General features: G+C 69.3%; 12 protein-coding genes. 4 read left to right on the top strand and 8 right to left on the bottom strand.

Going from position 1 to position 12,415, the window contains the following annotated elements:
* Positions 1-77 precede the first annotated feature (77 nt).
* The 3 genes from WG922_RS10390 to pyk form a co-directional block, all read right to left on the bottom strand.
* On the bottom strand, positions 78-986 hold the full coding sequence (locus WG922_RS10390) for a phosphoribosylaminoimidazolesuccinocarboxamide synthase (protein WP_340282504.1): 909 nt from the start codon (positions 984-986) through the stop codon (positions 78-80).
* 176 nt (positions 987-1,162) lie between these two features.
* Positions 1,163-2,227 (bottom strand): class II fructose-bisphosphate aldolase, encoded by a 1,065-nt coding sequence (fba, locus tag WG922_RS10385; RefSeq protein ID WP_340282503.1) that lies wholly within the window; start codon positions 2,225-2,227, stop codon positions 1,163-1,165.
* Positions 2,228-2,409: 182 nt separating this feature from the next.
* Entirely contained in the window at positions 2,410-3,843 is a 1,434-nt protein-coding gene (pyk, locus tag WG922_RS10380; RefSeq protein ID WP_340282502.1) for a pyruvate kinase, read from the bottom strand.
* 93 nt (positions 3,844-3,936) lie between these two features.
* Here pyk and WG922_RS10375 point away from each other — a divergent pair, with 93 nt between their 5' ends.
* Positions 3,937-5,073, top strand: a complete 1,137-nt coding sequence (locus tag WG922_RS10375) for a fatty acid desaturase (protein WP_445322815.1) — start codon at positions 3,937-3,939, stop codon at positions 5,071-5,073.
* A gap of 95 nt (positions 5,074-5,168) precedes the next feature.
* On the opposite strand, the gene WG922_RS10370 is transcribed toward WG922_RS10375, so the two are convergent.
* The 5 genes from WG922_RS10370 to def are packed head-to-tail and all read right to left on the bottom strand — an operon-like array spanning position 5,169 to position 8,970.
* On the bottom strand, positions 5,169-6,365 hold the full coding sequence (locus WG922_RS10370; RefSeq protein ID WP_340282500.1) for a phosphoglycerate kinase: 1,197 nt from the start codon (positions 6,363-6,365) through the stop codon (positions 5,169-5,171).
* Positions 6,366-6,391: 26 nt separating this feature from the next.
* Positions 6,392-6,721, bottom strand: coding sequence for an AzlD domain-containing protein (locus tag WG922_RS10365; protein WP_340282498.1), 330 nt, complete (start codon positions 6,719-6,721; stop codon positions 6,392-6,394).
* Positions 6,718-7,452: an AzlC family ABC transporter permease gene (locus WG922_RS10360; RefSeq protein WP_340282496.1), complete on the bottom strand. Its 735-nt coding sequence runs from the start codon at positions 7,450-7,452 to the stop codon at positions 6,718-6,720. The genes WG922_RS10365 and WG922_RS10360 overlap by 4 nt, the downstream gene beginning before the upstream one ends.
* Position 7,453: 1 nt before the next feature.
* Positions 7,454-8,449 (bottom strand): methionyl-tRNA formyltransferase, encoded by a 996-nt coding sequence (gene fmt / locus WG922_RS10355; protein ID WP_340282494.1) that lies wholly within the window; start codon positions 8,447-8,449, stop codon positions 7,454-7,456.
* Between the two features lie 5 nt (positions 8,450-8,454).
* Positions 8,455-8,970 (bottom strand): peptide deformylase, encoded by a 516-nt coding sequence (def, locus tag WG922_RS10350; protein WP_340282492.1) that lies wholly within the window; start codon positions 8,968-8,970, stop codon positions 8,455-8,457.
* Positions 8,971-9,108: 138 nt separating this feature from the next.
* On the opposite strand from def, the gene WG922_RS10345 reads away from it, so the two are divergent.
* The 3 genes from WG922_RS10345 (at position 9,109) to WG922_RS10335 (ending at position 12,351) form a co-directional block, all read left to right on the top strand.
* Positions 9,109-10,332, top strand: coding sequence for a LysM peptidoglycan-binding domain-containing protein (locus WG922_RS10345; protein WP_445322814.1), 1,224 nt, complete (start codon positions 9,109-9,111; stop codon positions 10,330-10,332).
* Positions 10,333-10,348: 16 nt separating this feature from the next.
* Entirely contained in the window at positions 10,349-11,497 is a 1,149-nt protein-coding gene (dprA, locus tag WG922_RS10340; protein ID WP_340282490.1) for a DNA-processing protein DprA, read from the top strand.
* Between the two features lie 368 nt (positions 11,498-11,865).
* On the top strand, positions 11,866-12,351 hold the full coding sequence (locus tag WG922_RS10335) for a DUF494 domain-containing protein (protein ID WP_340282489.1): 486 nt from the start codon (positions 11,866-11,868) through the stop codon (positions 12,349-12,351).
* Positions 12,352-12,415 lie beyond the last annotated feature (64 nt).

Raw genomic sequence — 12,415 nt, 5'->3', positions numbered from 1 at the left:
GACCCGGGGTGCGGGAGCCGCAGCGCAGCGCCCCGCCTCGGGATGGCGCCTCCCTGACGCCGGCCCTGCATCGGCACTCAGCCGGTCAACCGCTCCAGTGCTTCGCGGTACTTGGCCGCCGTCTTCTCGATCACCTCCTGCGGCAGGCGCGGTGCGGGCGGCGTCTTGTCCCAGGGTTTGCCGTTGATGCGCACCTGCTCGAGCCAGTCGCGCACGAACTGCTTGTCGTAGCTCGGCGGGTTGTCGCCGCGCGCGGCCGCCTCGTCGTAGCCTTCGACCGGCCAGTAGCGCGACGAATCGGGCGTGAGCACCTCGTCCATCAGAACCAGCCGGTCGGCTTCGTCCAGGCCGAACTCGAACTTGGTATCCGCGATGATCAGCCCCTTGCGCAGCGCGATCGCGGCCGCTTCGCGATACAGCGCGATGCTGGTATCCCGGATGCGTGCGGCGAGGTCCGCACCGACCATCTCCACGGTCCGCTCGTAGCGGATGTTCTCGTCGTGCTCGCCGGCGGCGGCCTTCGCGGCGGGCGTGTAGATCGGCTGCGCGAGCTGCGCCGCGTTGGTCAGCCCCGGCGGCAAGGCCACGCCGCACACGGTGCCGGACTGCTGGTACTCCTTCCAGCCGCTGCCCACCAGGTAGCCGCGCACCACCGCCTCGACCGGAATGGGCCGCAGCCGCTTGACCAGCATCGAACGCCCGAGCACCTGGCCCAGCTCGGACGACGACACCACGCTGTCGGGCAGCTCGCCGGTGAGATGGTTGGGGCACAGGTGCGCCAGCTTGCCGAACCAGAACAGCGACATCTGCGTGAGCAGCTCGCCCTTGCCGGGAATCGGCTCGCCCATGATCACGTCGAAGGCCGACAGGCGGTCGGTCGCCACCATGAGGATGCGGTCGCTGCCGACTGCATAGTTGTCCCGCACCTTGCCGCGCGCCAGCAGGGGCAGCGAGGTGAGCGTCGAAGTATGGAGGGCGGAGGTCATGTCTGCGTGCTGGTTGGGTGAAGCGCTATTGTGGCCGGCGACCCGCCCGGCACGTGGAAAAGCCGCCTGCAGGCGGCTTGCTGGGCGAGGAGCTGCCGGAGTTTCCCTGCGATTCGTGAGCCGCCCGCTCGGGTGGCCCCTTCACGTGTTCCGGCGCAGTCGATCTGCGGTGCTTTTCAGCGAACCACCTGCGCCAGCTCACCCTGCGCGTACTTCTGGGCGATGAACTGCAGGCTGTGGCCCTTGATCTTGCCAGCCTGCCCTTCGCAGCCGAATTCGAGGTAGCGCTGCTTGCAGACCTGCTTGGCGGCTTCGCGTGCGGGCTTGAGCCACTCGCGGGCGTCGAACTTCTCGGGGTTTTCGTGCAGGAACTTGCGCACCGCGCCGGTCATGGCCAGGCGGATGTCGGTGTCGATGTTGATCTTGCGCACGCCGTGCTTGATCGCTTCCTGGATCTCCTCGACCGGCACGCCGTAGGTCTCCTTCATCTGGCCGCCGTACTGGCGGATGATCGCCAGCAGCTCCTGCGGCACGCTGGAGGAGCCGTGCATCACCAGATGCGTGGTGGGGATGCGGCGGTGGATTTCCTTGATGCGGTCGATGGCCAGGATGTCGCCGGTGGGCTTGCGGGTGAACTTGTAGGCGCCGTGGCTGGTGCCGATGGCGATGGCCAGGGCATCGAGCTGCGTCCGCTTGACGAAATCGGCGGCCTGCTCGGGGTCGGTGAGCAGCTGCTCGCGCGTCATGGTGGAATCGGTGCCGTGGCCGTCTTCCTTGTCGCCCTTCATGGTCTCCAGCGAGCCCAGGCAACCGAGCTCGCCTTCGACGGTGACGCCGAGCTTGTGCGCCATATCGACCACCTTGCGCGTCACCTCGACGTTGTAGTCGTAGCTCGCGATGGTCTTGCCGTCGGCTTCGAGGCTGCCGTCCATCATGACCGAGGTGAAGCCCAGGTCGATGGCGCCGTGGCAGACGTCGGGGTTCTGGCCGTGGTCCTGGTGCATCACCAGCGGGATGCCCGGATAGGCCTCGACCGCGGCCTGGATGAGGTGCTTGATGAAGGCCTCGCCGGCGTACTTGCGGGCGCCGGCGCTGGCCTGCAGGATCACCGGCGCGCCGGTTTCCTTGGCCGCCTCCATGACGGCCTGCACCTGCTCGAGGTTGTTGACGTTGAAGGCCGGGATGCCATAGCCGTTCTCGGCGGCATGGTCCAGCAGTTCGCGCATGGATACGAGGGGCATGGTGCGGTCCGTGTGGAGTTTCGAAGCAGGGGCTGAACGCCTGCACGAGGCGCCCGGCGGTGGCGGAATTTTACCGGCGCCACCTGCTCGGCCGCAGGTGCATGGCCCGGAAGGGCTAGTGCCCGCGCCTGGGGCCCCGGCGCGACGCCGCGCCGAATGGCTGGCCAGGCAGCACGCGCCGCTCAGGCGGACCGGCAGATCTTCAGCATGTTGGTGCCGCCGGGCTCGCCCATGGGCTCGCCGCAGGTGATGGCATAGATGTCGCCGCTGCCGACGATGCCGCGCTTTCGCAGGTGCGACTCCGCCTCTGTGAGGGCCGTGTCGCGGTCGGCGCTCTGGTCCATCAGCAGCGGGCGCACATTGCGGTAGAGCGCCATCTTGCGCTGCGTGGACAGGCGTGGCGTGAGGGCGTAGATCGGGATGTGGATGCGGTGGCGGCTCATCCACAAGGCGGTCGATCCGGAATCGGTGAGCGCCACGATCGCCTTGCAGCCCAGGTGGTGTGCGGTGAACAGCGCGCCCATCGCGATGGACTGGTCGATGCTCTGGAAGTCCATGCTGGTGAAGTCGGCGTCGAGCGTGACTTCTTCGGCCATTTCGGCTTCGGCGCAGATGTTGGCCATCTCGATGACGGTCTCGAGCGGGTAGCGGCCAGCGGCCGTCTCGGCGCTGAGCATCACCGCGTCGGTGCCGTCGAGCACCGCGTTGGCCACGTCGCTCACCTCGGCGCGGGTGGGCACCGGGTTGGTGATCATGGACTCCATCATCTGCGTGGCGGTGATGACGACCTTGTCGCAGTTGCGCGCCATGCGGATCATCTTTTTCTGCAGCGCCGGGACGGCGGCATTGCCGACCTCCACCGCGAGGTCGCCGCGGGCCACCATGATGCCGTCGCTCGCCTTGAGGATGGATTCGAGGTTGGGGATGGCCTCGGCCCGCTCGATCTTGGCGATCAGTCCCGGCTTGTGGCGGTACTCGGCGGCGGCCACGTTGCACAGCTGGCGCGCCATCTCCATGTCGGTCGCCGTCTTGGGGAAGCTCACCGCCACGTAGTCGGCCTGGAAGCTCATGGCGGTGCGGATGTCCTCCATGTCCTTGGCCGTGAGGGCGGGCGCGGAGAGGCCGCCGCCCTGCTTGTTGATGCCCTTGTTGTTGGACAGCTCGCCGCCGATCTTGACGGTGGTGTGCACCTGCTCGCCCTTCACCGCGTTGACGGTGAGCACGATGAGTCCGTCGTTGAGCAGCAGCACGTCGCCGGGCTTCACGTCGCGCGGCAGCTCCTTGTAGTCGAGCCCGACGCCGTCCAGGTCGCCGGGCGCCTCGCGCGAGGCATCCAGCACGAACTTGCTCCCGGACTCCAGCAGCACCTTGCCTTCGGCGAACCTGCCCACCCGGATCTTGGGTCCCTGCAGGTCCGCCATGATTGCTACCTCTCGCCCCGCGCGCTGCGCCACTTCGCGCACCAGCCGGGCGCGGTCGATGTGGTCCTGCGCCTTGCCGTGGCTGAAGTTCAGGCGCACGACGTTGACGCCGGCCCGCACCATCTCTTCGAGCAACTGCGGGTCACTGGACGCCGGGCCCAGGGTGGCAACGATCTTGGTGGCACGACGGGCCATGAATGTCTTCCTCGGCTGCGATAACGACGAAGCGGGCATTCTCACACGCATGCCTTGATCCAGGTCATCTGTGCGCCCGCGCGGCGCCCTAGCATGCAGGCCCTGGTTCCACTCAGGCCGGCTGCCCACGGGCGCCGGCGCCCGCCGCCTCGCATGACCTCCGAACTCCTCGCGCCGCTCCACCCCGATGCGCCCCTGCCCCACCGCAAGACGATCCGGCAGTGGCTCGCGCCGCTGTCGTCCCGCACCACGACGCGGGCGCTGGCCTTGCTGCTGCTCGACGCGCTGCTGCTCGCGGCCTGCCTGGCCGGCGTGGTGCTGCTGCAGCCGGTGTGGGCCAAGCTGCTGTGCGGGGTGGGCGCCGGCTTCGTCACCGGGCGGCTGTTCATCATCGGCCACGACGCCTGCCACCAGAGCCTCACGCCGCACCGGCGCCTGAACCGCTGGCTGGGCCGCATCGCGTTCCTGCCCTCGCTCACGCCCTACAGCCTGTGGGACGCCGGGCACAACGTGGTGCACCACGGCTTCACCAACCTCAAGGGCGTGGACTTCGTCTGGGCCCCGCCGACAGCGGCCGAATACGCGGCGATGACACCGGCGCGCCGGCGCCTCGAACGCATCTATCGCAGCGGCTGGGCGCCGGGCCTCTATTACCTGGTGGAGATCTGGTGGAAGCGCATGTTCTTTCCGAACCGCGCGCACATGCCGAGCCGCCGACCCGCATTCGTGTGGGACAACCTGCTGGTCAGCGCCTTCGCGCTGGCCTGGATCTGCGCCATGGCCGGCCTGGCCGTGGCGACGCAGCAATCGGTGGCGCTGCTGCTGGTGGCGGGCGTGCTGGTGCCGTATCTGTTCTGGTGCGCGATGATCGGCTTCGTGGTGTACGTGCACCACACCCATACCGCCGTCTCATGGCACGCCGACCGCGCCGCGTGGCAGCGCTCGCAGCCCTTCGTGTCCACCACCGTGCACCTCACCTTTCCGTTGTGGATCGGCGCGCTGCTGCACCACATCATGGAGCACACGGCACACCACGTGGACATGGGCATCCCGCTCTACCGGCTGCAGCAGGCCCAGGCAAGGCTCGAGGAGATGCTGCCCGGACGCATCGTGGTGCAGCGCTTTTCATGGCGCTGGTATTTCGACACCGCGCGCCGCTGCAAGCTGTACGACTTCGACCAGGACTGCTGGACCGACTACGCAGGTCGGCCGACGAGTGCGGCAGCCTAGGTGCCCTGTGCGGCTGCGCGGGCCGCGCCGATGCGCCGAGATCCGACGGGGTCCGGCCGACGCACGGACGTAGCCGGCGCGCGTACCGGAGCCGCTCAGCCCTGCGCGCGCTTTTCCAGGACTTCGAACGCCGGCAGCTGCTTGCCTTCGAGTACTTCGAGAAAGGCGCCACCGCCGGTGGAGATGTAGCCCACGTCCTTTTCGATGCCGTACTTGGCGATCGCCGCCAGCGTATCGCCGCCGCCTGCGATGCTGAACGCGCTGGAAGCGGCGATGGCGCGGGCGATGGTTTCGGTGCCGCGCGAGAACGCGTCGAACTCGAACACCCCCACCGGGCCGTTCCACACGATGGTGCCGGCGGCCTTGAGCTGCTCGGCCAGGCGGGCAGCGGTCTGCGGCCCGATGTCCAGGATGAGGTCGTCGTCCTCGACCTCGCTCGCGCCTTTCACCGTGGCGGGCGCATCGGCGGCGAAGCGCTTGGCGACCACCACGTCGGTCGGAATGGGCACCTCGGCTCCGCGTGCCTTCATGGCTTCGATCACCGCACGCGCTTGGCCCAGCAGGTCGGGCTCGGCGAGCGACTTGCCGATCTTCAGGCCCGCGGCCAGCATGAAGGTGTTGGCGATGCCGCCGCCGACGATCAGCTGATCGACGTTCCTGGCGAGCGCCTGCAGGATGGTGAGCTTGGTCGATACCTTCGAGCCCGCAACGATGGCCGCCAGGGGCCGCTTCGGGTTCGCGAGCGCCTTGGTGATGGCGTCGATCTCCGCCGCGAGCAGCGGTCCGGCGCAGGCGACCGGCGCGAACTGCGCGATGCCGTAGGTGGACGCCTCGGCGCGGTGGGCAGTGCCGAAGGCATCGTGCACGAAGATGTCGCACAGGGCCGCCAGCTTGCGGGCGAGCTCGGGGTTGTTCTTCTTCTCACCCGGATTCAGGCGGCAGTTCTCCAGCAGCACGAGCTGCCCCGGCTCGACCTGCACGCCGCGCTCGACCCAGTCGGACACCAGCGGAACGTCGCGCCCGAGCAGCTGCGCGAGGCGCTGGGCAACGGGCGCGAGGGAATCCTCGGGCTTGAACGCGCCTTCGGTCGGGCGGCCGAGGTGCGAGGTGACCATCACCGCGGCGCCAGCGTCCAGCGCCATGCGGATGCAGGGAATCGAGGCGCGGATGCGGGTGTCCTCGGTGATGTTGCCGGCATCGTCCTGGGGCACGTTGAGGTCGGCGCGGATGAAGACGCGCTTGCCCTGGGCCTGGCCCTGGGCGCACAGATCGGAGAAGCGGAGGATGTTCATGGCGGTGATGGATTAGCCGCGAAAGCTTACCAGCCGAGCCCCAGGCGCAGGGGCAGGTAGACGGCCATGCCGACGATGATGGTCAGCAGTACGCTGCGACGCCAGGCATAGGTGCCCACCCCCGCCAGCGCACCGAACACGCGGGCGTCCTGCCAGGTGTCGATGAGCTGTCCCTGGACCAGCACGATCTCGGGAATGACCACGGCCGACAGGGCCGCGATGGGCGCGTACTGCAGCCCGCGCTCGGCCCAGGCGGGCAAGGGCCACCGGCGACTGGAAATGAAGAAGAAACTGCGGGTGACCACCGTCACGCACGCGAGGCCCACGATGGCCGAGAGGGTCCAGACGTCCGTCACGACGACACCTTCTCGGCGCGCCGCGGCGGGTTTTCCAGCGCCAGGCAGGCCAGCACGGCGACACCGATCGCCAGCACGATGTTCAGCTTGAGGGGAAGGCCGTAGGCGGCCACCGCGACCGCTCCGGCCACCGCCGCCGCCACCATGCGCAGGCGGGTGGTGGCCAGCGTAGACATGATCCCCAGCAGGCACAGGATGCCGGCAAAGCCCAGGCCCCAGCGCGCGGGCACCACGTTGGCGAGCGCGATGCCGGCCACGCTGGGCACCATCCAGGCGAGCCAGTTCGCCAGGCAGCTGCCGGCCAGGTGCGCGAGCTGCCCCTGGCGGCCCGCTTCGTCGGGCGCCGCGGTGGGAAACCGGCGCGTGAGGATGGCGTAGCTCATGTCGGTGGTGAGATAGCCGGTGACCAGCCGCCGCACCAGCGGCAGATGGACCAGGTAGGAGCGCAGGTGCAGGCTGAACACCACGAAACGCAGGTTGACGCAAAAGCCGGTGGCGAGAATCACCCACATCGGAGCCCCCGCCACCAGCAGCGGCAGGGAGGCGAGCTGGGAGCTGCCGGCAAACACCAGCAGGGCCATCGCCAGCGACTCGACCAGCGAAAGGCCCGATTTCGCCATGGCCACCCCGGTCATGAGCCCCCAGGCGGCCGTGCCCGGCGTCTGCGGCAGCATGTCGCGCAGGCCGCCGAGAAATTGCGGATGCCGATAGAGGGCCGGATCCCAGAACATTTCAGGCCCCGTCCCGCGCCTGCTGCGGCTGGTGCTGCCGCTGGAAGACCATGCCGGGTGCCAGCGCGAAGCCCCGCAGGAACTGCCCGGCGCCCAGCCGCCTGCCGCCGGCGCGCTGCAGCTCGTACACCCGCAGCACGCCGCGGCCGCAGGCGACGAGCACGCCGGCCTCGCTGGCCGCGATCACGGTCCCCGGCGCCGCGGCGCCACCACGGATCTCCGGTTCGGCCTCGGCACGCCAGAGCTTCACGGGCTCGCCATGGATCGTGCTGCTCGCACCGGGAAAGGGATCGAAGGCGCGCACGCGCCGCGCAAGCGCCTCGGCCGGCAGACCCCAGTCGATCTGCGCCTCGGCCTTGTCGATCTTGTGCGCGTAGGTGATGCCCGCTTCGGGCTGCAACACCGGGCGCAGTTCGCCTCGGCCCGCCTCAAACAGCGTCTCGACGATCAGCCGCGCTCCCAGCGATGCGAGCTTGTCGTGCAGGCTGCCGGTGGTGTCGTTTGCAGCGATGGCGAGCGGCTCCATCTTCAGCATCGCGCCGGTGTCGAGCCCGGCGTCCATCTGCATGATGGTGACGCCGCTCTCGCGGTCACCGGCTTCGATGGCGCGGTGGATCGGCGCGGCCCCGCGCCATCGGGGAAGCAGCGAAGCGTGAATATTGAGGCAGCCCAGGCGCGGCAGATCGAGTACCCACTGCGGCAGGATCAGCCCGTAGGCGGCGACCACCATGGCGTCCGGCCGCGCGGCCTCGAGCGCTTCGCGCGCGGCCCGCGCATCGTCGGGAAATCTTCCGTCCAGCCGCAGGCTGCGCGGCTGGCACACGGCGAGGCCCGCTTCCAAGGCGCACTGCTTCACGGCCGACGGCTGCAGCTTCATGCCGCGCCCGGCCGGCCGGTCCGGCTGGGTGAGCACCAGCGGCAGCTCGAAGCCGGCAGAGCGCAGCGCCTCCAGCGCGACGCGCGCGAACTCCGGCGTCCCGGCGAAGACGATGCGCATGGGGCTCAGGCACGCTCCGTGTCGCGCCGGGCTGCCTTAAGCATCTTGCTCTTGATGCGGTTGCGCTTGAGGGGCGACAGGTACTCGACGAACACCTTGCCCAGGAGGTGGTCCATCTCGTGCTGGATGCACACCGACAGCAGACCTTCGGCTTCGATCTCGCGCGACTGCCCGTCCAGGTCGAGCGCCCGCACCCGGACAGCGCGGGCGCGCTCGACGCCGTCGTAGATGCCGGGCACGGAGAGGCAGCCTTCGTCGCCGAGCAAGGTGTCGTCGCTGGCCCACACGATCTCGGGGTTGATCAGCACCATGGGCTGGTCGCGCTCCTGGGACACGTCGATAACGATCACGCGTTCGTGCACGTCCACCTGGGTGGCGGCCAGGCCGATGCCTTCGGCGTCATACATGGTCTCCAGCATGTCGGAAACGAGCTGGCGCACGCGGGGCTCCACGGCCGCGACGGGCCGGGCGACCGTGTGCAGGCGGGGGTCGGGATAGACGAGGATGGGGAGAACGGCCATGGCGGAGAGAGGCAAAGGTGTCGCTATTTTCCGCCACTTTGCCCGCGGCCCGCCGCTGCCCTCCCGCATTTACGTTGCCCCATCAAGGCCTTGGGCGCAGAATCGCGCGCAGAACATGAGCTTGGAAAGCAATCCATGATGGCACGACGGACGGCCGTATCCCTTTTCTCCCTCTGCGGTGCGGCCGCCGGCAGCGTGGCAATGGCCCTGCTGGCTCCCGCGGCTCTCGCCCAGAACTTCCCCATCACCTCCACCCAGCGGGCCACCGCCCAGCAGGTCGCCGAAGCGGGCGTCCCGCTGTCGGAGCTGGCCCCCGACGCCCCCGACAGCTACACCGTCAAGCGCGGCGACACCCTCTGGGCCATTTCGGGTCTGTTCCTGCGCAGCCCCTGGCGCTGGCCCGAACTCTGGGGCATGAACATCCAGCAGGTGCGCAACCCACACCTGATCTACCCCGGCCAGCATCTGGTGCTCGAGAAGGTCGATGGGCGCGCGCGCCTGCGCCTGGCCCAACCGAGCTCCGCCACGCCGCTTGAGACCGTGCGGCTGTCGCCGCGGGCCCGCGTCGAACCACTGGCCAACCTGGCGTTGCCCACGCTGCAGCCGCACCTGCTCGAACCCTTCCTGGCCGAGCCGCTGGTGGTCGATGAGGGCACCCTGGAGCGGGCGCCGCGCATCGTCGCCGCCCCGGACACACGGGTGCTGATCACCAAGGGTGACCGCGCCTACGCGCGCGGACTGCCGCAGACGCCGCTGGTCGAGGGTGCCAGCCGCGCCGCCGACGCCTACCGCGTCTTCCGCAGCGCCACGCCGCTGCGCGACCCGGTGACGCGCGCCATCCTCGGATACGAGGCGCAGTACCTCGGACGCGCCGAGCTGGTGCGCGGCGAAACCCAGGAGACGGTGCGCACCGCCTCCGGCGAGGTACAGACGCTGCCTGTGCCCGCCTCGCTGGAGATCGTGTCCGCCCGCGAGGAAATGCGGATCGGCGACCGCCTGGTGCCCGAGCCGCCCCGCGAACTGGTGAACTACGTCCCGCGGGCTCCGGAGAAGCCTGTCGAAGGCGCCGCCGTGCTGTCGATGTACGGCAACGCCGTGGGCCTGGCGGGCCAGAACCAGATCGTGTCGATCAACAAAGGCCGCGCCGACGGCCTCGAAGCCGGCCACGTGCTCGCCATCCTCAAGGAAGGCCGGCGCATCGTCGATCGGCCCGCCGAGGGCGAGCGCCAGACCATCAAGCTGCCCGACGAGCGCAACGGCCTGCTCATGGTCTTTCGCACCTTCGACAAGGTCTCCTATGCCCTCGTACTGCAGTCCACGGAGGGCGTGAAGGTCGGCGACCGCCTGGTCCAGCCACGCTGATGAGGCTGCGCGGCGCATGACGCCCGGGCCTTTCGACGATGCGCAGCTGGCGCACTGGCTGCGGCTGGTGCTCACGCCGCAGGTCGGCAACACCACCGCGCGCCGCCTCCTGGCGGCCTTCGGGCTGCCGGGGCAGGTGTTCGCCGCATCGGCTTCGGCGCTCGCCCAGCTCGCCACGCCCACCCAGGTGCAGGCCCTCCAGTCGCAGCCGCCCGGACTCGACGCCCTGCTGCGGGCGACGCAGGACTGGCTGCAGGAATCGCCCGAGCGGCGCATCCTCACCCTCGCCGATCGCGACTACCCGGCACCCCTGCTCGAGACCGAAGACCCGCCTCTGATGCTGTGGGCGGTCGGTGCCGGCCTGCGCAGTGGCGCTTCCCTGGTCCCTGTTCAGGCCCTGGCCATCGTCGGCAGCCGCAACCCGACGCCGCAGGGTGCCGGCAATGCACGCCAGTTCGCCCGCAGCTTCGCGCAGTCCGGATGGACGGTGGTCTCGGGCCTGGCTTTGGGGGTGGACGCCGCGGCACACGAAGGCGCCCTGGAAGGAGCCCCGGCGGGCCAGCTCGCCACCATCGCAGTGGTGGGGACCGGCCTCGATCGCGTCTACCCGCGCCAGCACCGCGAGCTCGCCCATCGCATCGCCGCGCACGGCCTGCTCCTGAGTGAGTACCCGCTCGGAACCCCGCCGCTCGCGGAGAACTTTCCGCGGCGCAACCGCCTGATCGCGGCGCTGAGCCGGGGCACGCTGGTGGTCGAGGCAGCGCTGCAGTCCGGCTCGCTCATCACCGCGCGACTTGCGGCCGAACAGGGACGCGAGGTGTTCGCGATCCCCGGCTCGATCCACTCGGCCCAGTCCCGAGGCTGCCATGCGCTGATCCGGCAAGGCGCGAAGCTGGTGGAGACGGCGCAGGACGTGCTCGACGAGTTGCAGCCCACGGTCTCCCAGAGCCCCCGCAGCACGCAGGCGCTCTCGCCCGAGAGCGCCATCGATCCGGCCGACCCGGTGCTGGCAGCCGCCGGCTACGACCCCGTGAGCTTCGACGCCCTGCAGGCCCGCACCGGCCTGCCCACGCCGGCGCTGCAGGCGCGCCTGCTCGACCTCGAACTCGGCGGTCTGCTCGCCCGACTCCCGGGCGGGCTGTTCCAGCGCACCGGTTCGGCCTGACGCGAACGCTGGACCTCGCCAGATCGAGCCGGGTGTTGACGGTGCGCATCGATCGTGCGTTCGAAAACATGGGCGCGAACGGGTTCTGAAACAAAGTCGCGGCGTCGAGCCGCCGGGAAACGAACACCGCAGCGCAGCGGAATCGGACGTTTTCAGCCGAGTTGCATAACCGGGTCGGACTCGGCTTGCGCAGATGCAGATGCAGATGAGGAGGCGGAGGCGACATCGGCCCAATCTGAAGCTGCATGGGCATGTGCATGTGCTTCTTCGGTCGCGGCTGCGGTTGCCGGTACGGTGCCGTTGCGGCCTCCAGGCAACAGCCGCATTGCGCCCTCGAAGGCGCTGAGCTTCTGGGCTATATTGGCTCCATGTTTGACGTGCTGGTGTTTGTCTACGAGAACTACTGGCGCGGTGACGCGTGCCCCGAGTTGCAGCAGCTGGGACGCAAGCTCAGTGCCCACGGTTTCGAGCCGGAGGAAGTCCAGCAGGCACTGGTCTGGCTGGACGGGCTGCACACCGCCGCACGTGCCACCGAGCTCGACGACGCAGCCCGCTCGGCCGGCTCCCCTGATCGCCAGTCCCCGACCAGCCTGCGCGTGTATTGCGTGCCCGAACAGGACCATCTCGGCGCCGAGTGCCTGGGCTTTCTCTTCTTCCTCGAATCGGCCGGCGTGCTACCCGCGTCCCTACGCGAGATCGTCATCGACCGGGCGATGGCAGCGCCGGGCGGACCGGTCTCGCTCGAGGAGCTGAAGATCATCGTCCTCATGACCTACTGGAGTTGCGGCCGCGAGCCGGACGCCCTGGTGCTGGACGAGCTCTGCGACGACGCGCAGGGCCGCGTTGCCCACTGAATCACCAAAGATAGCTCAGCGCTGGTCGTAGCGAGCAGCTGTCGGCCTGCCAGCTGGTAGTCGT

This window comes from Ramlibacter sp. AN1015 (assembly GCF_037726105.1).
In the GTDB taxonomy this organism is placed as follows: Bacteria; Pseudomonadota; Gammaproteobacteria; order Burkholderiales; family Burkholderiaceae_C; genus Ramlibacter.
Note: the sequence above shows the minus strand (reverse complement) of the source record. Positions and strands in the feature narration are given on the sequence as shown.

Excerpts from the sequence above, each read along its gene's own strand:
- pyk (WP_340282502.1), bottom strand. The coding sequence starts at position 3,843 with ATGGCCCGTCGTGCCACCAAGATCGTTGCCACCCTGGGCCCGGCGTCC.
- WG922_RS10370 (WP_340282500.1), bottom strand. The coding sequence starts at position 6,365 with ATGAACATCCTCCGCTTCTCCGATCTGTGCGCCCAGGGCCAGGCCCAG.
- WG922_RS10335 (WP_340282489.1), top strand. The coding sequence starts at position 11,866 with ATGTTTGACGTGCTGGTGTTTGTCTACGAGAACTACTGGCGCGGTGAC.
- dprA (WP_340282490.1), top strand. The coding sequence starts at position 10,349 with ATGACGCCCGGGCCTTTCGACGATGCGCAGCTGGCGCACTGGCTGCGG.
- WG922_RS10390 (WP_340282504.1), bottom strand. The coding sequence starts at position 986 with ATGACCTCCGCCCTCCATACTTCGACGCTCACCTCGCTGCCCCTGCTG.
- fba (WP_340282503.1), bottom strand. The coding sequence starts at position 2,227 with ATGCCCCTCGTATCCATGCGCGAACTGCTGGACCATGCCGCCGAGAAC.
- fmt (WP_340282494.1), bottom strand. The coding sequence starts at position 8,449 with ATGCGCATCGTCTTCGCCGGGACGCCGGAGTTCGCGCGCGTCGCGCTG.
- WG922_RS10375 (WP_445322815.1), top strand. The coding sequence starts at position 3,937 with ATGCAGGCCCTGGTTCCACTCAGGCCGGCTGCCCACGGGCGCCGGCGC.
- WG922_RS10345 (WP_445322814.1), top strand. The coding sequence starts at position 9,109 with ATGGCACGACGGACGGCCGTATCCCTTTTCTCCCTCTGCGGTGCGGCC.
- def (WP_340282492.1), bottom strand. The coding sequence starts at position 8,970 with ATGGCCGTTCTCCCCATCCTCGTCTATCCCGACCCCCGCCTGCACACG.
- WG922_RS10360 (WP_340282496.1), bottom strand. The coding sequence starts at position 7,452 with ATGTTCTGGGATCCGGCCCTCTATCGGCATCCGCAATTTCTCGGCGGC.